Origin of the sequence: Actinomadura fulvescens, assembly GCF_039533225.1 — a bacterium.
Classification (GTDB): domain Bacteria; phylum Actinomycetota; class Actinomycetes; order Streptosporangiales; family Streptosporangiaceae; genus Spirillospora; species Spirillospora fulvescens.
In genome coordinates, this window is sequence record NZ_BAAATD010000002.1 from 1,003,182 (window position 1) to 1,024,299 (window position 21,118).

At 72.1% G+C, this 21,118-nt stretch carries 19 protein-coding genes; 8 read left to right on the forward strand and 11 right to left on the reverse strand.

Going from position 1 to position 21,118, the window contains the following annotated elements; translation table 11 throughout:
* Window positions 1-63: 63 nt before the first annotated feature.
* Complete coding sequence (locus ABD333_RS11360) at window positions 64-933, forward strand: expansin EXLX1 family cellulose-binding protein (protein WP_344540282.1); 870 nt, start codon at window positions 64-66, stop codon at window positions 931-933.
* 90 nt (window positions 934-1,023) lie between these two features.
* A complete protein-coding gene (locus tag ABD333_RS11365) occupies window positions 1,024-1,791 on the forward strand; it encodes a hypothetical protein (RefSeq protein ID WP_344540283.1) in 768 nt (255 codons plus the stop codon).
* 11 nt (window positions 1,792-1,802) lie between these two features.
* Here the strand turns inward: ABD333_RS11365 and ABD333_RS11370 are convergent, their stop codons facing one another.
* The 4 genes from ABD333_RS11370 to ABD333_RS11385 form a co-directional block, all read right to left on the reverse strand.
* Window positions 1,803-2,441: a DUF1707 SHOCT-like domain-containing protein gene (locus ABD333_RS11370; protein ID WP_344540284.1), complete on the reverse strand. Its 639-nt coding sequence runs from the start codon at window positions 2,439-2,441 to the stop codon at window positions 1,803-1,805.
* A 9-nt stretch (window positions 2,442-2,450) separates the two neighbouring features.
* Complete coding sequence (locus ABD333_RS11375; RefSeq protein ID WP_344540285.1) at window positions 2,451-4,727, reverse strand: FdhF/YdeP family oxidoreductase; 2,277 nt, start codon at window positions 4,725-4,727, stop codon at window positions 2,451-2,453.
* 83 nt (window positions 4,728-4,810) lie between these two features.
* Window positions 4,811-5,566, reverse strand: coding sequence for a putative protein N(5)-glutamine methyltransferase (locus tag ABD333_RS11380; RefSeq protein ID WP_344540473.1), 756 nt, complete (start codon window positions 5,564-5,566; stop codon window positions 4,811-4,813).
* A gap of 33 nt (window positions 5,567-5,599) precedes the next feature.
* Window positions 5,600-6,196 (reverse strand): TetR/AcrR family transcriptional regulator, encoded by a 597-nt coding sequence (locus ABD333_RS11385; RefSeq protein ID WP_344540286.1) that lies wholly within the window; start codon window positions 6,194-6,196, stop codon window positions 5,600-5,602.
* Window positions 6,197-6,249: 53 nt separating this feature from the next.
* On the opposite strand from ABD333_RS11385, the gene ABD333_RS11390 reads away from it, so the two are divergent.
* The gene (locus ABD333_RS11390) at window positions 6,250-7,677 is read left to right on the forward strand and encodes an ABC1 kinase family protein (protein WP_344540287.1); all 1,428 of its coding nucleotides are present in this window, start codon (window positions 6,250-6,252) and stop codon (window positions 7,675-7,677) included.
* A complete protein-coding gene (locus tag ABD333_RS11395) occupies window positions 7,634-8,731 on the forward strand; it encodes a cytochrome P450 (protein ID WP_344540288.1) in 1,098 nt (365 codons plus the stop codon). The genes ABD333_RS11390 and ABD333_RS11395 overlap by 44 nt, the downstream gene beginning before the upstream one ends.
* 17 nt (window positions 8,732-8,748) lie before the next feature.
* Here ABD333_RS11395 and ABD333_RS11400 read toward each other — a convergent pair whose 3' ends face one another.
* Window positions 8,749-9,657 (reverse strand): TIGR03621 family F420-dependent LLM class oxidoreductase, encoded by a 909-nt coding sequence (locus ABD333_RS11400; RefSeq protein WP_344540289.1) that lies wholly within the window; start codon window positions 9,655-9,657, stop codon window positions 8,749-8,751.
* Between the two features lie 131 nt (window positions 9,658-9,788).
* Here ABD333_RS11400 and ABD333_RS11405 point away from each other — a divergent pair, with 131 nt between their 5' ends.
* The 3 genes from ABD333_RS11405 to ABD333_RS11415 are packed head-to-tail and all read left to right on the forward strand — an operon-like array spanning window position 9,789 to window position 12,738.
* Entirely contained in the window at window positions 9,789-10,550 is a 762-nt protein-coding gene (locus ABD333_RS11405) for a phytanoyl-CoA dioxygenase family protein (RefSeq protein WP_344540290.1), read from the forward strand.
* Window positions 10,547-11,515: a phosphotriesterase family protein gene (locus ABD333_RS11410; protein ID WP_344540291.1), complete on the forward strand. Its 969-nt coding sequence runs from the start codon at window positions 10,547-10,549 to the stop codon at window positions 11,513-11,515. Before ABD333_RS11405 ends, ABD333_RS11410 begins: the two co-directional genes overlap by 4 nt.
* A complete protein-coding gene (locus tag ABD333_RS11415) occupies window positions 11,512-12,738 on the forward strand; it encodes a cytochrome P450 (protein ID WP_344540292.1) in 1,227 nt (408 codons plus the stop codon). The genes ABD333_RS11410 and ABD333_RS11415 overlap by 4 nt, the downstream gene beginning before the upstream one ends.
* 9 nt (window positions 12,739-12,747) lie before the next feature.
* Here ABD333_RS11415 and ABD333_RS11420 read toward each other — a convergent pair whose 3' ends face one another.
* The 3 genes from ABD333_RS11420 to ABD333_RS11430 all read right to left on the reverse strand — a co-directional run bounded on the left by ABD333_RS11420 (window position 12,748) and on the right by ABD333_RS11430 (window position 15,583).
* Window positions 12,748-13,866 (reverse strand): S1C family serine protease, encoded by a 1,119-nt coding sequence (locus tag ABD333_RS11420; protein WP_344540293.1) that lies wholly within the window; start codon window positions 13,864-13,866, stop codon window positions 12,748-12,750.
* A 67-nt stretch (window positions 13,867-13,933) separates the two neighbouring features.
* The gene (locus tag ABD333_RS11425; RefSeq protein ID WP_344540294.1) at window positions 13,934-14,521 is read right to left on the reverse strand and encodes a DivIVA domain-containing protein; all 588 of its coding nucleotides are present in this window, start codon (window positions 14,519-14,521) and stop codon (window positions 13,934-13,936) included.
* A gap of 81 nt (window positions 14,522-14,602) precedes the next feature.
* The gene (locus ABD333_RS11430; protein WP_344540295.1) at window positions 14,603-15,583 is read right to left on the reverse strand and encodes a phosphotriesterase family protein; all 981 of its coding nucleotides are present in this window, start codon (window positions 15,581-15,583) and stop codon (window positions 14,603-14,605) included.
* A gap of 86 nt (window positions 15,584-15,669) precedes the next feature.
* Between ABD333_RS11430 and ABD333_RS11435 the strand changes: the two genes are divergently transcribed.
* Entirely contained in the window at window positions 15,670-16,299 is a 630-nt protein-coding gene (locus tag ABD333_RS11435; protein ID WP_344540296.1) for a TetR/AcrR family transcriptional regulator, read from the forward strand.
* On the opposite strand, the gene ABD333_RS11440 is transcribed toward ABD333_RS11435, so the two are convergent.
* From ABD333_RS11440 to ABD333_RS11450, 3 genes are all read right to left on the reverse strand, one after another.
* Window positions 16,292-17,008 carry an epoxide hydrolase family protein gene (locus ABD333_RS11440; protein WP_344540297.1) on the reverse strand — a complete coding sequence of 239 codons (717 nt, stop codon included), beginning with the start codon at window positions 17,006-17,008 and terminating at the stop codon, window positions 16,292-16,294. The two genes, ABD333_RS11435 and ABD333_RS11440, sit on opposite strands and share 8 nt — an antisense overlap.
* 150 nt (window positions 17,009-17,158) lie before the next feature.
* The gene (locus ABD333_RS11445; RefSeq protein ID WP_344540298.1) at window positions 17,159-20,434 is read right to left on the reverse strand and encodes a S8 family serine peptidase; all 3,276 of its coding nucleotides are present in this window, start codon (window positions 20,432-20,434) and stop codon (window positions 17,159-17,161) included.
* Between the two features lie 156 nt (window positions 20,435-20,590).
* Entirely contained in the window at window positions 20,591-21,064 is a 474-nt protein-coding gene (locus tag ABD333_RS11450; protein WP_344540299.1) for a hypothetical protein, read from the reverse strand.
* Window positions 21,065-21,118 lie beyond the last annotated feature (54 nt).

The following is a 21,118-nucleotide window of genomic DNA, read 5'->3' on the forward strand; positions in this document are numbered from 1 at the left end:
TCTCCGTATTCATCTGATTACCTGTAGTAGTCAAAGGCTTCGTCAACATCTCGGGGGATGTCGATGCACGCGAGACCGGGGCGTGGACCTGGCTTCCGCTGGATCTGGGCGCCGCTGGCGGTCGCCGTGCTGTTCGCGCTCACCGCCGGCATGGTCAAGCTGCAGGAGACCGCCTGCGCCTCGGCCGCGGGCCCGCTGCCGCGTGCCGACGTCACGGTGGAACCCGCGCCGCCGTGGGTCCGCCGGGGTACCGCCGCCCACCACGCCGACTGGTCGGAAGTGCTGTGTTCGATGGGCCCGTTGTCGCCCAGGGGACGCTACGTCTCGCTCTCGGCCGCGGAGTTCGGGCGGGCGTCGCTGTGCGGCTCGTACCTGGAGGTCGCCGGTCCGGAGGGCACCGTGCGCGTCCAGGTCGTCGACCGGTGCCGCGTCTGCCCGCCCGGACGCCTCGACCTCAGTGAACGCGCGTTCGCCCGCATCGCCGGCGGGCGCGAGGGCGTCGTCCCGGTCCGCTACCGCCTGGTCCACGACCCCCGCCCCGTGCCCCGCCTGGCCGTCCGGGTCAAGCCGGGCTCCACGCGCGGCTGGCTCGCCCTGCTCGTCCTCGGCCACGGCAACCCGATCAGCCGCGTCGAGCTGCGCGCGGCGGGACGCAAGTGGCGCACCATGTGGCGCGGGCTGGACAACCACTGGGCGATCTCCCGTCCGGGTGACGGTCCCTACCGCGTGCGCGTCACCGACCGCTTCGGCAACCGGGCGGTGCTGAGGTGGGTCGCGTTCGAGACCGCCGCCGTCCAGCACAGCGAGGTCAAGCTGTACGGGACGTTCCAGCGGCCGGAGGGCACGAGGCCGCCCGCGGCGCCACGGCTCCCCGCCGGCCACGGGCCGGCAAGCACACCGAGTCCGTTCCGGATCTCCCCGCCCTGTGCCTGAACGCGCCCGGCCGGGCCGTCTCGCCGGGTGGTCGCCGGCCGCCGTACACGCTAGTGTCCCGAGCAAGCACATGCTCGGTTTGGAGGGTCCATGCGCCGCGGTGTCCACCTGCTCGAAGAGGTCGAGTTCCACCCGATGAACTCCCGCCGCCCGCTGGACTACCTGCGCTGGCTGACCGGCTACAAGCGGGAGGACGACCGGCTCGCCGCGGGCGCGCACGAGCTCACCGAGGGCATGTCGATCCGGTCCCGGGACATCGACCTCGTCGGCGCGTTCTACGCCGTCGGCATCACCGGGCACCCGCAGTTCAAGGTGGTGACCCTCTGGGACTGCCACGGCGGCTGGGACGGCGGCTGGCGGCAGATGCTGGAGATCTACGACGACGTCAAGGAGAACCTCTTCCTCTCCGACATCGACGACCTGCGGTTCGCCGCGTTCTCCCGCCCGCTCGGGACGGCGCCCGGTGGCCCCCTGCTGGCGGACGTGGTCGCCGAGGGCTACGCCGCGCCGCTCTACCTCTTCGAGAGCGCCGAGGTCCGGCCGGGCGCGGCCCTCGACTACCTGGAGGCCGTCCAGGAGGAACGCGCGCCGATGATGGCCGACCACGGGCACCGGCTGATCGGCTCGTACGAGGTCCAGTTCTGCGACACCGAGGTGGTCACCCTCTGGGGGACCGGCATCGACGCGCACCTCGGCCTGCAACGGGCCCGGGACGCGGCGCTGGGCATGGACGACGAGGTCGAGCCCGACCACCGGCTCATCTCCTGGCGCAAGCGCGCCCGCCAGTTCCTGAACGGGCCGTGGCGGGAGACCCTGCTCAGCCCCTACCCCGGCAGCAAGCTGGCACCACGTTCCTGACGGGACACCGCCTAGTCCGTCAGCTCCTTGCGCCGGCGCTTCTCCTCGCGGCGGGCCTTGCGCTTGACGTTGACCGCGCCCCAGAACGCCAGCCCGCTGACGACCACGCGCGGCGCGCCCGGCACACCCGGGCCGCTCGCCGTGTGGTCGAACCCGCCCATGATCCCGACGCCCTTGACGTGCACGGTGAGGTCGTCCGGCGCGATGACGTCGATCCCGCCCATGATGGCGATCGCCCGGATGCGGACCTCCTGGCCGGGAACGAACCGGGCCTCACGCAGGTCGATCTTGCCGCCGCCCCAGAACGCGAACCCGGCGAACTTCGCCGGGACGTTCCACACGCCCTGGCGCTTGAACTCGCTGCAGAACGCGAAGCCCCGCCGCCAGGAGGGCGCGTCCACGATCGGCGCGCCGAAGACCGGCGGCCCGGACGGACGCGGCACGGCGCCGCTGACCGGCAGATCGCTCGTGATCGGCTCCAGCTCGGCGTAGGTCTTGGCGGCGTAGACCGCGGTGAGCCGCTCGTCCAGCTCGTCCAGACTCAGCCGTCCGTCGCCCGCGGCTTCGCGCAGCACCTGCGCGACCTGGTCGCGATCGGCGTCCGACGCCCGCAGCTCCGGCGGGCCAGAAGATCGCTCGGGGAGGCTCATGTGCCGAGCCTAGGCCGGTTCGAGCCGGATGACGATGGACTTGGACGTCGGGGTGTTGCTGATTTCGGCGGTGCTGTCCAGCGGTACGAGGACGTTGGTCTCGGGAAAGTAGGCGGCGGCGCAGCCGCGCGCCGTCGGGTAGGCCACGGCCCGGAAGCCGGGTGCGCGGCGTTCGACCGCGTCGGACCACTCCGAGACCAGGTCGACCATGGCGCCGTCGGCGAGGCCGAGCGCGGCCAGGTCGTCCTCGTGCACGAACACCACGCGCCGGCCCGCCTTGACGCCGCGATAGCGGTCGTCCAGGCCGTAGATCGTCGTGTTGTACTGGTCGTGGCTGCGCACCGTCTGCAGCAGCAGCCGCCCCTCCGGCACGCGCAGCACGCCGAGGGCGTTGACCGTCAGGTTGGCCTTGCCGGTGCCGGTGGCGAAGCTGCGCGTGTCGCGCGGGCCGTGCGGCAGGACGAAGCCGTCCGGCTCGCGGATCCGCTCGTTGAAGTCCGCGAAGCCCGGCACGACCCGGGAGACGTGGTCGCGGATCACGTCGTAGTCGCGTTCCATCGCCGCCCAGTCGATGCCCGAGGCGGGCAGCGTCGCGCGCGCCAGCCCGCACACGATGGCGACCTCGGACCTGAGCCGGGCCGACGCCGGGGCGAGACGGCCGCGCGAGGCGTGGACCATGCCCATCGAGTCCTCGACGGAGACGAACTGCTCCCCGGACGCCTGGACGTCGCGTTCGGTCCGGCCGAGCGTCGGCAGGATCAGCGCCTGCTCCCCGGTCACGGCGTGCGAACGGTTGAGCTTGGTCGACACCTGCGCGGTCAGGCGGCACGAACGCATCGCGGCCTCGGTGACCGCCGAGTCGGGGGTGGCGCGTACGAAGTTGCCGCCCATCCCGAGGAACACCTTGGCCCGGCCGTCGCGCATCGCGCGGATCGCGTCGACCGTGTCGAAGCCGTGCTCGCGCGGCGGCTCGAAGCCGAACTCCTTGGCCAGCGCGTCGAGGAACGCGGCCGGCGGCCGCTCGACGATGCCCATCGTCCGGTCGCCCTGCACGTTGGAGTGCCCGCGCACCGGGCACACGCCCGCCCCCGGCCGCCCGATGTTGCCGCGCAGCAGCAGGAAGTTGACCACCTCGCGGATGGTCGGCACCGAGTTGCGATGCTGGGTCAGGCCCATCGCCCAGCACACCACGATCCGGTCGGCGGCCAGCACGTCCCCGAACGTCGCGGCGATCTCGGCCCGGCTCAGCCCGGTGGCCTCCAGCACGTCGTCCCAGTCCAGGGCCCGTACGTGGCGTTCGAACGCCTCGAACCCCGCGGTGTGGGCGGCGAGGAACTCCCGGTCGACGGCACCGGGCGCGTCCGATTCGAGGAGCAGCCGGTTCAGGGCCTGGAACAGCGCGAGGTCGCCGTTCAGCCGGATCTGCAGGAACCGGTCGGCGAGGCGGGTGCCGCGACCCACGAGGCCGGACGGGCGCTGCGGGTTCTTGAACCTCGTCAGCCCGGCCTCGGGCAGTGGGTTGACCGCGATGATCCGGGCCCCGGACCGCTTGGCCTCCTCCAGCGCCGACAGCATGCGGGGGTGGTTGGTGCCCGGGTTCTGCCCCACGACGAAGATCAGGTCGGTCTGGTGGAGGTCCTCCAGCAGCACCGAGCCCTTGCCGATGCCGATCGTCTCCTTGAGCGCGGAGCCGGACGACTCGTGGCACATGTTGCTGCAGTCGGGAAGGTTGTTGGTCCCGAACGCGCGGGCGAAGAGCTGGTAGGCGAAGGCGGCCTCGTTGCTGGTCCGGCCCGAGGTGTAGAACAGCGCCTCGTCCGGCGAGTCCAGCCCGTTCAGCTCGGCCGCGAGCAGGGCGAACGCCTCGTCCCACGACACGGGCTCGTAGTGCTCGGCGCCGCTCCGCTTGATCATCGGCTCGGTCAGCCGGCCCTGCTGCCCCAGCCAGTGGTCGGACCGCTCCGCCAGCTCCGCCACGGTGTGGCGGGCGAAGAACTCGCGGGTGACGCGCCGCGTCGTGGCCTCCTCCGCGACCGCCTTCGCGCCGTTCTCGCAGAACTCCGCGAGGTGCCGCTTGCCGCCCTCGGGCCACGCGCAGCCGGGGCAGTCGAACCCCTGCTTCTGGTTGACCCGCGCCAGGGTCAGCGCGGTGCGCCTGGCCCCCATCTGGTCGAACGACTGGCGCAGCGCGTGCGTGACCCCGGGAAGCCCGGCGGCGCTGTCCTTGGGCGGTGAGATCTCCAGGCCCTCGTCGCCGGGGTCCTCGACGGGCGCTTTGCGGCTCATAGGGTTCCACTGTCGCATGTCCGCCCCGGTGCTACGACCCCGCCGGACCTGCGCGGGTGCGCGGAACTGCGCGGTGCGCGGAACTACGCGGCGTGCTGACCGATGACGACGGTGGCGTACAGGTCCTCGGAGTGAGCCGTGCGGGTGAGCAGGCCCGCCCGGGTGAACGCCTCGACCGCCGCCGGGATCTGGCGTTCGCTGGTCTCGATCAGGAGGTGGCCGCCGGGGGCCAGCCACCGGGGGGCCTCGGCGGCGACGCGGCGCAGGACGTCGAGGCCGTCCGGGCCGCCGTCGAGGGCGACCGTCCTCTCGTGGTCGCGGGCCTCGGAGGGCAGCAGCGGCACCTCGCCCGTCGGCACGTAGGGCGTGTTGGCCACGAGGGTGTCGACGCGGCCCCGGAGGCGGGCGGGGAGGGGATCGAAGAGGTCGCCCTCGTACACCTGGCCGTTGGTGATGTTGCGGCGGGCGCAGCGCACCGCGGCGGGATCGATGTCGGCGGCGTGCAGGTCGATGCCGCCCCGCGCGGCGGCGATCGCGGCGCCCAGGGCGCCGGAGCCGCAGCAGAGGTCGGCCACGGTGGCCGGGGGAGCGGTCAGGGCGATCGCCTGGTCGACGAGGAACTCGGTCCGGCGGCGCGGGACGAAGACGCCCGGGTCGACGGCGACGCGCAGGCCGTGGAACTCCGCCCAGCCGAGCACGTGCTCAAGGGGGAGGCCGGCGGCGCGGCGTTCCACCATGGCGGTCAGCTCGGCGGGGGTGCGGGCCGTGGAGATCAGGAGCTCGGCCTCGTCTTCGGCGAAGACGCAGCCGGCGGCGCGGAGCCGGGTGACGATCGACAGTGACAACGGGGCCTCTCTCAGGACCGGGTCACTTTACCCCCGGTCGCCCAGCAGGGCGTGCATCATCTCCACCCAGGTCGCCACGAACGTGTCGTCGTCGACGCCGACGGCGGTCACCTTCAGCACGCTGCGCAGGATGCGGGACGACAGCAGCGAGCCGAGGCCCACGGTCGCCACGGCGGTGGCGCGGTCGTCCGGCAGGCCGGCGCGTTCGCGCAGCCAGGCGGCGAACTCGGTGTAGGTGGTGCTCACCAGCTGCTCGATCGCGACCTCGACGATCTCGGGCAGGTTGCGCGCCTCGGAGGCCATGATCCGCAGCAGCTCCTCCTCGCCGTCGAGCTCGGCGAGCACGTAGCGGGCGGTGAGGGTGAGCTCGGCGCGCAGGTCACCGAGGCCCGTGAGCACGCGGCGGATGTCGCGCAGCGCGTCGAGCCGGGCCAGGTGCCGCTCGATCCCGGCCGAGAGCACGGCCTCCTTGGTGCGGAAATGGTGGTAGAGGCCACCGGCGCCCGGAGTGAGCCCGGCGGCCTTCTCGATCTGGGCCACGCTCGTGCCGCGATAGCCGTTCTCGCCGAACAGCCGCATGGCGGAATCGATGATCCGCTCTCGGGTCGGGGTTGACGTCGTCACGCTCCTAAGTAAACACTGAGGCGAAGGCAGTGTCTACTTGTGGGGACTCGCTTATGGCTGACAACATCCGCAGGGGCCGGGTCGTTCGCGCGGCACCCCTGCTCGGCGCCGCGAGCCGGACCGCCGGTGAGGCGGTGGTGGCCTCGCTGCGCCGGAAGGTGACCGGCACGGACACGACGGCGGACGTGCACGCGCGGGCGGCGGAGCGCTACGTCGAGAGGCTGGGCCGGTCCAAGGGCGTGCTGATGAAGGCCGGCCAGTTGCTCTCGTTCGTGTCGTTCGCGCCCGCGGTGGCCGGCGAGTACCAGAGCGTCTACCAGGCCGCGATGGCCCGGCTGCAGGACAGTGCGCCGCCCATGCCGCCCGAGGTGGCGCGGGGAGTCGTGATCGCTGAGCTGGGCGGCCCGCCGGAGGAGGTGTTCGCCGAGTTCGAGCCGGAGCCGCTGGCGGCGGCGTCGATCGGGCAGGTGCACGCGGCGCGGCTGCACGACGGCCGCCGGGTGGCAGTGAAGATCCAGTATCCGGGTGTCGCCGAGGCGATCAGGGCGGACCTGAGCAACACCGAGCTGCTCGCCACGTTCTTCCAGCTGGCCCGCCCGCTGACCGCCGACATGACCCGGATCAACGTGCGCATGCTCGCCCGCGAGGCCACCGAACGCATCTCCGAGGAGCTGGACTACCGGGCCGAGGCGGCCAACCAGGCCGAGTTCGCGGACGCCTACCGAGGCCATCCGTTCATCCGGATCCCCGAGGTCGTGCCCGAGTACTCCACGTCCCGGGTGTTCACCATGGATCTGGCGGACGGCGTGCGATGGTCGCGGGCGCTGGAGGCCGACCAGGAGCTGAAGGACCGGTGGAGTGAAGTGATCTACCGGTTCACGCTCGGCAGCCTGCGGCGGATGAGCCTGTTCAACGCCGACCCGCATCCGGGCAACTACCTCTTCAACCCCGACGGGACCGTCACCTTCCTCGACTTCGGCTGCGTCAAGCGCTTCAGCCGCCGCCAGATCACCGGGATCGCCGACCTCGTCCAAGCCACGGCGGACGGCGACGGCGACCGGGTGTTCGCGGCGATGGCCGACGCCGGGTTCATCGACGCGGCCAACCCCGATCTGCCCGCGCCGGAGGAGGTGCTGGGCTACTTCAGGTCATCACTGAAGCCGATCGTCGCCCCGCAGCCGTACACCTACAACCGCGAGGACGCGGCCGAGGTCGTGCAGAGCATGTTCTCCCCCTTCGGACCGCAGAGCGCGGTGGTGCGGCGGTTGTCGATCGGGCCCGACTACCTGCTGCTCACCCGGATCGACCTCGGTATGACGGCCGTGCTGGGGGAGCTGGGCGGGACCGGCCCGTGGAATGCCATCTGCCGCGAATGGGACCGCGGCGAGCCGCCCGCGACACCGTACGGAGAACTGGACCAGGCCTTCTGGAGGGAACATGGCGACCACCAGCACGTTGACCGAGCCGGTTCGGTGGGATGACGACAGGCACGCCTATGTCGTCACCGGCTTCGATGAGGCGTCCGAGGTCCTGCGCGGGTCCGGCTGGAGCAGCGACCCCGCCCGCAACCCGCACGCCCCGCAGGTTCTGAAGGCGCTGCCGCCCAGCGTCCTGCTCTTCTTGGACCCGCCCGACCACACCCGGCTGCGGCGCCTGGTCGCGCCCGCGTTCACCCCCCGCGCCCTGGACCGGCTGCGCCCCCGGGTCGTCGCGGTGGTCGACGCGGTGCTGGACGGGCTCTTCGCCGACGGCCCCGAGACCGACCTGATGGAGGAGGTCGCCTATCTGATCCCGCTGGCGGTCATCGCCGAGATGCTGGACGTGGGCGTGGAGGGCGCCGAGGTGTTCCGCGCCGAGACCCCCGGGCTGGTGCGCATGCTGGAGTTCGACGCCGGCGTGCACGACCTCGAACGCAGCGTGGCCGCGGCGCAGGAGGTCACCATGTTCCTGCTGCCGCTGGTGACCGAACGGATGCGGGCTCCCGGCGACGATTTCATCAGCGGCCTCGCCGCCGCCGGGATGACCGCCGAGGAGATGGTCGGAATGTGCGTACTGCTGCTCGCGGGCGGGCACGAGACCACCGCCAATCTCATCGGCACCGGTACGCTCGCGCTGCTGTCGCGGCCCGAGCAGGTCCCGGCCCTCCACGGCGACCCGGCCCGCGCCGTCGAGGAGTTGTTGCGGCTCGAAGGCCCGGTCAAGCTGGCCGCGCGGTTCGCGGTGGCCGATCACGAGCTCGGCGGACGGCGGATCGAGGCCGGGAGCCAGCTCATCCTGGACCTCAGGGAGATCAACCGGGACCCTCGCCGGTTCCCCGATCCGGCACGCCTCGACCTCACGCGCGAGCCGCTGCCTCACCTGGCCTTCGGTGCGGGTCACCACTTCTGCCTGGGTGCCGGGCTCGCCCGGATGGAGGCGGCCGAGACGCTGCCACGTCTGTTCGGCCGTTTTCCTGACCTGCGTGTGGCCGGTGAGCCGCGGTGGCGCGACTCCACCACCTTCCACGGCCTGGACGAGCTCCCGGTGCACGCTTAGGGCGGTGCGCCGTGCCCTCAGCTCCCGGCGAGTGCCGAGACCGCCGGTGTGAACGCCGCCAGGTCCGATTCGTGGTGCAGGACGAAATAGGTCAGCCCGAGTTCCTCGCGCCAGCGGCGCAGGTCGTCGCAGATCTTCGCGGTGTCGCCCGTCAGCACCTGCGGTGTGCCGGCCTGCGCCCCGGGCGCGGCGGCGCTCCAGCCGGCCGGGGCGCCCGGGCCGGCCTCGCGGCCGACACTCAGAATCGAGGTGCCGAGCTCGACGTCCCGGTCGCCCGCCTCGGCGCGGATGATCTCGATCTTGCGGCGGAACGCGTCCGGCCCGCCGTCGGCGGTGTCCGGCCCGGCGCCGTCCGCCCGTACCCGCATGGTCAGGTTGACGATGTCGGCCTCGCGGGCCGCCAGCCGCAGCATGCGCGGCCCGCCGCCGCCCAGCATGAGCCGCGGCCCCGGACGCTGGACCGGGACCGGCTCCTGCTCAAGGCCGTCGATCCGGTAGTGCCGGCCCTCGTACGAGAACGGCCCGCCGCGCCACAGGCCCTTGAGAACGTCGATCGCCTCGGTGAGCCGGTCGACGCGGACCGCGGGCGGGTCCAGGGTCAGCCCCGCGCGATGGTAGTCGTGGGCCATCCAGCCGGTGCCGATGCCGAGCTCCAGCCGCCCGCCGGAGAGCACGTCGACCGTCGCCGCCTCCTTGGCGAGCACGGCGGGATGGCGGAAGTCGTTGGCGAAGACGAGCGTGCCGACCGTGAGCCGGGACGTCGCGCACGCCGCCGCCGTCATCGCCGCGACGGGCGCGAAGCGCGGGCCGACGAGATGGTCGGGGACGAGGAGCGCGCCGAATCCGGAGTCCTCCAGGCGACGGGCCTTCTCCGCCCAGGCCCGGCCCGACCCGGCCATCCGGATCACCGCGGCGAAGCGGAACATCACACCTCCATTTACCAAGCGCTTGCTCGACACGATAGGCGGCGCTACCGTCGCGGGGAAGGGACGGTCTCGGCAGGCAGCGAAGGGCGGCGCCGATGGGTCTTTCCGTACCGCGGGCTCCGGTACGCGAGGTGACGGAACCGGAGATCGCCGGCTTCCGCGCGAACGGCTGGGCGCGGCTGCCCGGCCTGGTGGCCCCGGAGTTCGTCGCGGACCTGCGAGAACGGGCGCTCGAACGGCTCGCTGAGCGACGTGAGACGTTCAGGAACAGCTTTGTCGATCAGGCGTTCGGCCAGGATCGTGACATCGCGCGGCACGACGAGGCGTTCGCCGCGCTCGCGCTCTCGCCCCAGCTGGCCCATAACGTCACCCGGCTGCTGGTCGGCGTGGACGCGGTCCGGCTCCAGGTGACCAACCTTCTGACCAAAGAGCCCGCCGACGGCGACGGGCACGGCGCGACCGTCTTCCACCAGGACTTCCCGTGGATGCCCATGGACAGGTCGGCGATGCTCACCGTCTGGCTGGCCCTGGCCGACGTCCCCGCCGACATGGGCGCGCTGCGCTTCTACAACGGCTCGCACCTGTACGGGCCGCTCGGGCGCAGCTTCGTCCGGGAGGACGACGACGCGCTCACCCAGCACCCGTGGCTGGAGACGCTGGAGCTCTCCGAGCCGTTCGACCTGGCGGCGGGCGACGCGACCGTGCACAGCTCGCTGGTCGTCCACGGCGCTCCCGCCAACCGTCGCGACACGCCCCGGCTGTCGTTCACCGCGACCTACTTCGACGCCACCGCCCTCTACACCGGCGCCGCGTACGGGCAGACCGACGGCCTCGGCCTGGAGGTCAACCGGCCCTTCGAGCACCCCATGTTCCCGGTGGTGCCGCCCCCATGAGCGTCGAGACCCTGCGCGGCCCGGTGGCGGAGCCCGGCGCGACGCTCATGCACGAGCACATCTTCGGGTTGAGTCCCGAGATCATCTGGAACTGGCCGGACCTCCCCGAGGGCTGGGACCTGGAGAAGCGCGCCCAGGAGGCGGCGGGCAAGCTGAACGAGCTGAAGGCCGCCGGAATCGACACCGTCGTCGACCTGACGGTGATCGGCCTCGGCCGCTACGTCCCCGCCGTCCAGCGGGTCGCCGAGCTCACCGACCTCAACATCGTCGCGGCGACCGGCCTGTACACCTACGACGCGCTGCCGCCGTACTTCGGCAACCGCGGGCCGGGCACGCTGTTCGGCGGACCGGACCGGCTGGCCGAGTTCTTCGTGCGCGACATCACCGAGGGCATCGGCCGTACGGGGGTCAGGGCGGGCATGCTCAAGTGCGCCACCGGCCGCCAGGGGATCAGGCCGGGGGTCGAGCGGGTCATCCGCGCGGTCGCCCGGGCCCACCGCGAGACCGGCGTGCCGATCACGACGCACAGCGAGTCGGCGACCCGCAACGGGCTCGACCAGCAGAAGCTCCTCGCCGAAGAGGGCGTGGACCTCTCCCGCGTCGTGATCGGGCACGCGGGCGACTCCACCGACCTGGCCTACCTGGAGGAGCTCGTGGCGAACGGGTCGTACCTCGGGATGGACCGGTTCGGCATCGAGTTCACCTCGTTCGAGGACCGCGTCGCCACGGTCGTCGCGATGTGCGAGCGCGGCCACGCCTCCCGGATGGTCCTGTCGCACGACTCGTACTGCTTCAACGACCGGTTCGAGCCCGAGGTGGTCAGGGAACGCCATCCGAACTACCACCTGCTGCACATCTCCCGCGACGTGCTGCCCGCGCTGCGCGCCGCCGGCGTCACCGAGGAGCAGATCACCCGGATGCTGGTCGACAATCCCCGTGCCATCCTCACCGGAGGCCGCCCGTGATCCCCGCGGACTTCGACGTCACCGCCGGCTGGCACGTGGCCGATCCCTATCCGTTCCTGCGCCACCTCCGCCACGAGAAGCCCGTCTTCTGGAGCGAGCACCTCCAGATGTGGGTGCTGACCCGCTACGACGACGTCCGGGCCGCCTACCGCGACCACACGGCGTTCTCCAGCGTCGGGTCGCTGACGATCTCGCGGACGCTCACCGACGAGGTGAAGGAGACGCTCGGCGAGCACCGCTCGTTCCTGGACGACTTCGCGGCCAACGTGGATCCGCCCAAGCACACGCGCATGCGCCGCGCCATCTCGCGGGCCTTCACGCCCCGGGCGGTCTCGCGCCTCGGCGACGACTTCCGGACCAAGGTGGACGCCGTCCTGGACCAGGCGATCCCGCGCGGCCGGGCCGACTTCGCGGCCGAGATCGCGCACCTGCCCTCCGCCCGCCTGGCGGCGGTCTTCATCGGGGTGCCGCCGCAGCACGAGGAGCAGGTCAAGCACTGGGTCCACTCCTGGTTCCAGCTCTTCCTGTCGCCCCAGCCCGAGTACCGGCAGCACGAGCTCGCCCAGGACTTCCTCAAGTACCTCGACTACGTGGACCGCCTGGTCACCGAGCGCCGGGCCGAGCCGCGCGCCGACTTCGCCTCGCTCATGGCCGAGCTGATCGACACCGGCCCGGAGGGCCTCTCGCACCGCGAGGTCGTCGAGACGATCAGCGCGCTGCTGCTCGGCGGCAACGACACCGTGCCGAACGGCCTGTCCAACGCCGTCTACCGCCTCATGCGCGAACGCGACGTCTGGGAGGAGATCGTCGCCGACCCCGCGCTCATCCCGGGCATGATCGAGGAGAGCTTCCGCATCGACGGCGCCAGCCTCGGCAGCTTCCGCACCACCACGGTCCCGGTCGGCCTGCATGGCACGACCATCCCGGCGGGCGTCCAGGTGTTGCTGCACGCCGACTCGGCGGCGCACGACGAGACGGTGTTCCCCGAGCCCGAACGCTTCGACATCCGGCGTCCCAACGCCCGGGACCACCTGGTCTTCGGCTACGGCGTCCACCACTGCGTCGGGGCCGCGCTGAGCCGCCTCAAGATGGAGATCGCCTTCCAGCAGCTGACCACCCGCGTCCCCTCCCTGCGCCTCGCCCCGGACGCCGAGCCCGCCTACCGCCGAAGCATGGTCGGCCGGGGGCTGGCGACTCTCCCCGTCGAGTGGGCCGAACGGTGAGCCACGCGTTCACTGCGGCGGCCCCTCCGCGAGGGTGACGGGGGTGCTGAAGCGGCTGCCCGCGCGGTCCGTCCAGATGACCTGAACGGTGTCGCCGGGATGGTGCCTGAGCAGGAGGTCGGTGAGCGTGCCGGGGGAGTCGACGGTGTCCTCGTCCACGCCGACGATCGTCGCGCCGGGGCGCAGCCCGGCCTGCTCGGCGGGCGTGCCCGGGATCAGGTCGCTGATGAGCGCGCCGTCGCCCCGGCCTCCCGAACGGGTGGTCGGCGTGCGGACCTGGACGCCGAGCAGGGCCGTGCGGCCGATGTGCACGCCGTCGGAGGTGTCGCCGCGCTGGATCTGCCGGACGATGGCGAGCGCCCTGCGGGCGGTGATGGCGTAGCCCCGGGGACTGCCCTCCTGCTTCATGCTGTAGCCGGCGGAGGCGGCCGTGTTCATGCCGATGACGCGACCCCTGGTGTCGAGCAGCGGGCCGCCGGAGTCGCCGGGCTTGATCGGCGCGTTGGTCTCGATGAGGCCGCTCAGCCGCTCGGTACTGCCGTCGGACTGGTCGGTCGCGGTGATCTGCCGGTCGGTCGCGGTGACCGTGCCGGTGACCACCTCGGGGGTGCCGCCCTTGCCGCCCGCGTTGCCGACGGCGGTGACCACGTCGCCCCGGCGGACGTCGCCGCCGGTGTCGAGCACGGCGGGCTTGAGGCCGGCGGCGCCGGTCAGCCTGATCAGGGCGATGTCGCCGGACTTCTGGTAGCCGAGCACCCGCGCCCGGTAGGTGCGGCGGTTGTCGATGTTGGTGCCCCTGATCTCGGTGGCGCCCTGGATGACGTGGTTGTTGGTGAGCACCAGGCCGGACGGGTCGATGACGATGCCGGTGCCGGCCGCGCCCGAGCCGCGCAGGCCCTGCTCGGTGAAGATGTTGACGACGCCGGGCTTGCGGCCGCTCGGCTTCCTGCCGCGGGGCTCCTCGGCCGTGTTCTGGGGCGCGGCCACCGTGCCGCCCTCCTGGACGCCCGGGAGCGGGCGGCCGAGCAGGACCGAGACCAGCGCGACCGCGGCCGCGACCACCAGGGCCGCGACGACCAGGCAACCGCCCGCGGTACCGGCCCCCCGGCCGCTCGGACTCTCGTGCACGATGTGCCTCCTCAGGGCGAGCGTTGCCCAGAAAACGGGCGATCTACACCCATATACGCGCGGGGAGTCAGCGACGTTCGAGAAGCTCGCGAAGATACCGGCCCAGGGTCTCCTCGACCGCGGGACGGTCGTAGCCGAGCAGGACGACGTCCAGCCGCGGGTTGTTGAGCTCATCGCGGGTCACCGGAAGGCCGTTCAGCGGGGCGCGGCCGAGCGTGCCCCAGATGCGGGCGATCAGCTCGTTGACCTGGGCCCGGTCGTAGCCGCGGAACCGGACGGGGAACGAGTGCGAGCCGTGGATCTCGCTGACCGCGGGGCCGCCGGGGCCGCCGGGGCCGCCGGGGACACCGGCGGAGTCCTCGTCGGCGGACCCGAGGATGAGCCCGAGCCCCGGGTCGCGTTCGTCGAGGTCGGCGGGCAGCTCGACGCCCTCGAAGGCCGCCAGCTCGCGCCGGTAGGTGCGCATCAGGCCGTCGACCTCGAACCGGTCGTAGCCGCGGACCACGATGTCGAACTCGATCCAGCCGAACTCCTTCAGTGTGATCGGCGCACCGGTGAGCGGCGCGCGGCCCAGCGTGCCCTCGACGCGGGCGGCGAGCTCGTCGACCTGCCGCCTGTCGTAGCCGCGCATGACCACTGAGAACTCCGGCATCATGGGCACCTCCTGGCTGGCGACCTCATTTATACCGGGAAGCCCGCGGGGCGCGGGAGCGCGGGGAGCGCGGTCAGCGCGGGCTCAGCGCCGGTTGAAGTAGCGCCTGGGGTTCTCGACGAGCATCTGGTCGATCTGGGCGTCGCCGACGCCGAGGGCGCGCAGGGACGGCAGGACGTCGTCGCTGATGTGCCGGTAGTTCCAGTTCGGCGCCATGCCGCGCAACATCTCGGGGTCGGGCCCGAACCAGTCCATGTAGCAGCTGGCGTCGTGGCTGAGCACCATGCGGTCGGCGTAGCCGCGCTCGCAGAGCGCCGCGATCGTGCTGACCCGGCTGGCGGTGGGGTTCAGCAGGTCCAGCCCGAAGCGGTCCATGCCGAGGATCGCGCCCGTGTCGGCGAGCTCCATCAGGTAGTCGAGATCGTTGCTGTCACCGGCGTGCCCGATGACGACCTTGGTCAGGTCGACGCCCTCCTTGCCGAGGAGGTCGACCGCGATCCGGCCGGCGTTGATCGAGCTCTCGGTGTGCACCGTGACCGGCGCGCCCGTCTCGCGGTGGGTCGCGGCGACGGCGCGCAGGATGCGCTCGACGCCGGGGGTGAGGCCCGGCGTGTGGATCGCGCACTTGAGGAACGCGGCCTTGACCCCGGTGTCGGCGATGCCCTCGGTGATGTCCCGGGTGAAGTCGGCGACCATCGGTTCCGGCCCGCCGAGGAGCGTTCCCGGGCCGCGGTAGTGGAACTGGAACGGCACGTCGTTGTAGGAGTAGATGCCGGTGGCGACGATGATGTTGAGCTCCGGGACGAGCCCGGCGACGCGCTTGATGCGAGGGATGTAGCGGCCGAGGCCCCACACCGTCGGGTCGGCGATCGTCGTGATCCCGCGGTCGACGAGCTGGCGGAGCTTGGCCACCGCGTCCGCGACCCGTTCCTCCTCGTCCCACCAGGCTCCGGCGCCGTAGTTCTCGACATGCTCGGTCGACAGGACGAACACGTGCTCGTGCATGAACGTGCGGCCCAGCGCGTCGACGTCGACGGGGCCACGGGCGGTCTCGACTGCGGGCATCGGGTCTCCTCGGCTGCATACCGACTGGTCGGTTTCTGGCAAGCTATGACCAGGCCGCGCACACGTCAATGGGGAGGGAGGCCGTGATGACCGATCGGCGACGGGCCGCCACCACGCGGTCGAGCCCCGTGGAGCGGCGCATCCTGGACGCGGCGGTCCGGCTGTTCGCCGAACGCGGTTTCGACGGGACGTCCGTGCAGGAGATCGTCATGGCCGCGGCGGTCACCAAGGGCGCGCTCTACCACTACTTCGCCTCCAAGGACGATCTCCTCTACGAGATCTACCACACCCTGATCACCCGCCAGCTGGCCGACCTCGACCGGGTGGTGGCGGCGGGACGCCCGCCGCACGAGACGATCCGTGCCATCCTCACCGGGCTGATCCAGAGCACCGCCGAGCACATCGACGAGGCCAGGGTCTTCTCCCGCGAGTCGCACCGGCTGGACGAGGACTACATGCACGTGCTGCGGGCCGACCGGCGCCGCTATCACGTGACGTTCCGCCGCATCGTGGCCGCCGCCCAGAAGGAGGGCGTCTTCTCGTCCGCCGTCTCGGCCGACACGGTCACGATCGTCGCGCTCGGCATGGTGAACCAGATGCCGTCCTGGTTCCGCGCCGACGGCCCCAAGACGGCCGCCGAGCTCGCGGACGAGGTCACGGCCTTCGTGCTGGCCGCCCTCGACCCGGGCCACGGCACGTCTCCCCGCCCTAGTTGAACGCGGGCCGGGCGGACGGGCGGGCCGTGAGCGCGTGGAGGCTGACGCCGGTCAGCAGCTGCTCGCGTTCGTCCGCCTCCGTGGGAAGGCGGCCGGCCCACCGCGCGCTCCGGGCGGCGAACCACGCCAGCAGCTCGGCGGGCGAGTCGCCCGGCGGCGGCGCCGGCGGCATCCAGTCGAAGTGCGCGCCGAGCACGTGCTCCGCGGCCCGCCGGTCGAGCTCCATGGCGATCAGGGCACCGGTGCCCGCGCCCTCCACGTGGTAGCGGCGGTACCCGAGCCGGCACATCAGCTCGTCGAACGCCTTGGCGATCTTGGCCGTGGTCCACCAGGGGCCGCTGAGCGGAACCGAGAGCCCGCTTCCCGGCACCGACGGCACGACCACGTCGAAGTCCCGCGACAGCGCGTCCAGCACGTCGAGGTACTGGACGAACGTGCCCGGGCGGTCATGGACGAGCAGCAGCGGAAGGGCGCCGCGGTCGCCGGACCGCACATGCACGAAGTGCAGTGCCTGGCCCTCCACCCGCGTCAGGTAGTGCGGATGGTCGTTCAACCGCGCCTCGGCCTTGCGCCAGTCGAACCCGCACGCCCAGAACTCCGCGAGCTCCTCCAGGTAGCCGGCCGGCATCCCGTGCGGAGTCTCGCGCGCCCCTGCCCGCGCCAGCCGCGACGCCAGCGCGTCCACGTCCGCCCGCGGAACGTCGATCAAGTACGGTTCGATCTCTTCACAGCAGAACACCCTCTCAGCTTCGCCAGCCGCGCCGCGCTCTGGTAGTGCCTGGAGCACCAGTTGGACCGCGTTACGCACGGCCGCTCCGTGCGGCGCCGCACGCCTTCTGCATGCACATTGCACACGGTGTCACCTCAGCTCGTAGGCGCGGACGACGGTCTGGACCACCTGATCACCGGCGGCGTCCACGGCGGTGGCGCGCAGCGAGACGAACGAGGCGGTGTCCGGCGGGATGACGGTGACCGCCCCGGCTCCGGGCCTCCCGGCGAACGGGACGGGCCGCCAGGTCGCGCCGTCGTCGAACGAGGCCTCGACCCTGAGCGACTTCGGTGCCGCGCCGGGCGCGCCCGAGGCCCGCTCGACCCAGACCGGGATCACCGTCGGCCTGCCCTTCGGCGCCTGGTTGCGATCGTTCAGCCCGGCGGGTAGGAACCGGACGGCGGTCAGGGGGAGCCCCACGGGCTCCGCCGAGCCCGGCCGGGCCGAACGGAACGTCCAGAGCGACTCGACTTTGGGCGAGACCGTGCTCTGCCGCTCGAGCGACTTGAGAAGCGTGTAGGTGGCCGCCTCGGGCGGGAGCGTCGCCCGGAAGGAGGAGTTGCCTCTCAGCGGGGTGAACGTGGTCTCGCCGAGGACCGTGCCGTCCTTGCTCAGCCTCAGGGTTCCCGACGTCGTCTGGTCGCGTCCACGATCCTCGCCGGGGCTCGTCCAGGTGCTGCCATGCCCCGTGATCTCCACCCGGTCGCCCGCGCGCTCGTCGAAGTCCGCCCGGGGCGCGATGACCGCGGCGTTCCAGGCGTCGACGTAGCGGCCGGGCCGGTAGCGGCGGGGAGTGAACCTGTCGAGGCGGATGTTCTGGGTGCGCCAGTTGGCCGGGTCGACGTAGGTCTGTAGCCGCCCTTGCCAGCGGATGGGGTCGTCCGGACGCAGATGCAGCGTGAAGCGTGCGGGCAGGCGCCGGTCGGCCATCTGCAGCATGCCGCTGGAGAACTCGTCGCCGGCCGCGTGCGCCGACCACCCGATCTGCCCGTGGGTCCCGGGACCGCCGTGGAAACGGACCGTGGTGTCGATCCGCGCCATCCCCGAGTCGCGGGTGTGCAGGCCCGGATCGGCCGGGACGCCGCCGTTCACGTAGCGGAGGTCGCGATACATGTAGGGGCTGGGGTCGTCGAGCGTGGCGCCGCGCTTTTCCCACATCGTCGTCACGGAGTAGTTCACGTTCGGGTCGGTCATGGGCGTCACCGAGATCCGCTGGGTCGCGTCGCCGTTCAGCAGGTAGGCGAACCAGAACTTGTCAGAGGAGTACTGGACGACGGCGTCGACCGCCGACAGTTCCGCGTCCGCCCGGTCGTGGGTCAGCTCGACCGGTGTCGTCTGGCGGGCGTCGAGCGTGATCTCGTGGGCTCCCGGCTCCAGCGTGGCCTTCTGGACGACGATCGACTGCCACTCGTTCCCGGTGCTGACGTGCGAGGTGATCAAGTATCGGCCTCGCGGGACCCGGGCCTTGGCGGGATCCAGGTACCAGCCCGAGGCGTCGTAGCTGCGGCCCGTGTCGAGATCGCGGAGCGTGACGAGCGGGAAGGGCTCCCGGTCGCCGTCGCGGTTGAGGACGTGGAAGGTCATCGCGGCGGTGGGAGGCTCCAGATACCCGCCCACCGGGGTCCGCACCGCCGTCGTCCCGTCGGCGCGCTTGGCGGTGAGGTGGCCGGTGTAGAGCCCGGCCTCGATGCCCGGAATCCCCCGGAACGTGAGGGTCACGGTGGACTCGCCGCCCGCCGGGACGGTGACGCGGTCCTGGCCGAGCGTGACGGCCCCTGCCGGAGGCGACAGCCTGTTCGGCCCGGTCAGGGCGAGGCCGAGGCTCAACTCCACCGGCTCGTCACCGGAGTTGGCGTAGGTCACCTTCTTGGCCAGCTCGGAGGTGTCGCCGGAGCCGGGCCACAGCAGCGGCACGTTGACGCTCCCCGGCGCGGCGCTCACCTGATGCGCGGAGGCCTTGGCGACGTCCACGCGGCCCGCGCCCTGGGTGTACACGCCCACGCCGGGGAGCTCCTTCGCGGCGGCCATCAGCGTGGCCTTGATGCGTTCCCCGTTCCAGCCGGGATGCTGCTGCGCGAGGATCGCGGCGGCGCCCGCCACGTGCGGGGTCGCCATCGAGGTTCCCGTCAGGCGGGTGTAGTGGTCGTCGACGGGCGTCCCGGCCGAGGTCCCCGCGGCGCGGGCGGCGGTGATCTGCTGGCCCGGGGCGAGCAGCTCGGGCTTGATCGCGTACGTTCCGGGCACCGGCCCCTGCGCGGTCACCTGCTGGTTGTCGCCGCGGTCGACGCTGCTGACGGCCAGCGAGCCCTCGGCGGCGGCCGGGAGCGCGACCAGCCCTGAGGCCGGCCAGGGAACGTTGCCCACCGACGCGACGAACAGCGCGCCGGTCTCCTCCGACAGGTCGTTGACCGCCGCCTCCACCGGGTCCACGGCGGGGGAGTCGCAGAAACAGCCGAGGCTCATGTTGATGACCCTGGCCTTGGCCTCCCGGGCCGCCCAGGTCATCCCGGCGATGATCCAGGACTCCTGCCCCTCGCCGTTGTCGCCCAGCACCTTGCCGCTGACGAGCTCGGCGCCCGGCGCCACGCCGCGGTATCCGCCGCCCGACGCGGCCCCGGAACCCGCCAGGATCGAGGCGACATGGGTACCGTGCCCGGCCCGGTCCTCCACGCTGCCCGAGGTGGTGAAGTCGAGCCGGTCCTTCACCGCCTCCTTGAGGTCGGGGTGCCCGGCGTCCACGCCGGTGTCGAGCACGGCGACCCTGACGCCCTTGCCGGTGAGCCCGCGTGCCCAGGCCGCGGGCGCGCCGATCTGCGGGACGCTGACGTCCAGGCTCGCCTTCATCTTGCCGTCCAGCCACAGCTTGGCGGACGGGTCGGCGGTGAACGACCGCCACATCGAGGCCAGGCCGCGCTTGTCCGCGTCGACCGTGCCGAGCCGCGAGCCGGGGATCGCGCGGGCCGAGCGCACGGCGGAACCCTTGGTGATCAACGGCAGCCGGGCGCGGTGCTCGTCGTCGTAGCCCGAGGCGAGGAGCTGGGTCACGTCGAACAGCCGGGAGTCCAGCCGCCCCTGGGCGACGAGCGGCCGGGCGTCCTCCGGCGTCACGACGATCCGGCCATCGGTGATCTCGGTGGTGAAACCCGTGTGCCGCCTGCCGGGACCCCGCTCGACCGTGACCACCGGGCGCGCGTTCTCGCGCTCCACGACCGTGACGCGGTCACCCGTGACAAGCGTGACGGTGCGCGGCTCACCCTGAGGAGACGGAGTATCCGCGGGAGCGGCCTGGGCTTGCGGGGGGACTGCGAGGGAGGCGGCCATCGCCAGGAGGACGGCGGCGGAACGGCGGCGGGGGATTCGGGTCACGACGACCACTCCTGACGCGGGGAGTTGACCGGGCCTCAACCGTGCCAGCACATGCTGGCACAGTCCCGAGAGCCCGGCAATACCACCCGCCAGGGCGTGGACGGCGAGGCCCGGGCCGATGTGACGGGAGACATCGGCCCGGACCTCAGCGGGTGACTACTTCCAGGCGCCGCACCACATGCGGCTCCAGGAGTCCTTGACGCAGACCCGGAACCTGAACCCGTAGCCCTTGCTGCTGAGGCTCCAGCTCTTCGTGGATGCCTGCTTCTGGTTGAGCCAGAACGGATAGCCGCTCTTGTGGACCCTGTTGTTGTACCTCACGTGTACGCCGACCCTGACGAACCTGTCCCTCGGGGCGTGGTCCTTGATCGTGCCCCGGACGGTGAAACTCTTCGAGTTCCAGCAGATCTTGGCGTAGACACTCCCGCGCTTGCCCTTGTCGGAGTACACGCTCGTGGCGCTACGGCACGCGAGCGCGTTCGCGTCCTCGCCGGAGACCGCCTGGGCGGCGACTGGGGCAGCCGGGGCGGCGGGGGCGGCGGACGCCGGGGCGGCCGCGACGGCCATCGCGCCCGACATCGCGGCGCCCGTGACCAGCAGTGCTCCCGAGCGTGCGAGTTTCGATGCCAACACGAATTCCTTTCGGCTTTTCAACGGCCGAATTGCCGTTGATCGGTTGGCCGT

Excerpts from the sequence above, each read along its gene's own strand:
- ABD333_RS11435 (WP_344540296.1), top strand. The coding sequence starts at position 15,670 with ATGACCGATCGGCGACGGGCCGCCACCACGCGGTCGAGCCCCGTGGAG.
- ABD333_RS11375 (WP_344540285.1), bottom strand. The coding sequence starts at position 4,727 with ATGAGCCGCAAAGCGCCCGTCGAGGACCCCGGCGACGAGGGCCTGGAG.
- ABD333_RS11425 (WP_344540294.1), bottom strand. The coding sequence starts at position 14,521 with ATGATGCCGGAGTTCTCAGTGGTCATGCGCGGCTACGACAGGCGGCAG.
- ABD333_RS11400 (WP_344540289.1), bottom strand. The coding sequence starts at position 9,657 with ATGTTCCGCTTCGCCGCGGTGATCCGGATGGCCGGGTCGGGCCGGGCC.
- ABD333_RS11370 (WP_344540284.1), bottom strand. The coding sequence starts at position 2,441 with ATGAGCCTCCCCGAGCGATCTTCTGGCCCGCCGGAGCTGCGGGCGTCG.
- ABD333_RS11360 (WP_344540282.1), top strand. The coding sequence starts at position 64 with ATGCACGCGAGACCGGGGCGTGGACCTGGCTTCCGCTGGATCTGGGCG.
- ABD333_RS11410 (WP_344540291.1), top strand. The coding sequence starts at position 10,547 with ATGAGCGTCGAGACCCTGCGCGGCCCGGTGGCGGAGCCCGGCGCGACG.
- ABD333_RS11390 (WP_344540287.1), top strand. The coding sequence starts at position 6,250 with ATGGCTGACAACATCCGCAGGGGCCGGGTCGTTCGCGCGGCACCCCTG.
- ABD333_RS11430 (WP_344540295.1), bottom strand. The coding sequence starts at position 15,583 with ATGCCCGCAGTCGAGACCGCCCGTGGCCCCGTCGACGTCGACGCGCTG.
- ABD333_RS11365 (WP_344540283.1), top strand. The coding sequence starts at position 1,024 with ATGCGCCGCGGTGTCCACCTGCTCGAAGAGGTCGAGTTCCACCCGATG.
- ABD333_RS11395 (WP_344540288.1), top strand. The coding sequence starts at position 7,634 with ATGGCGACCACCAGCACGTTGACCGAGCCGGTTCGGTGGGATGACGAC.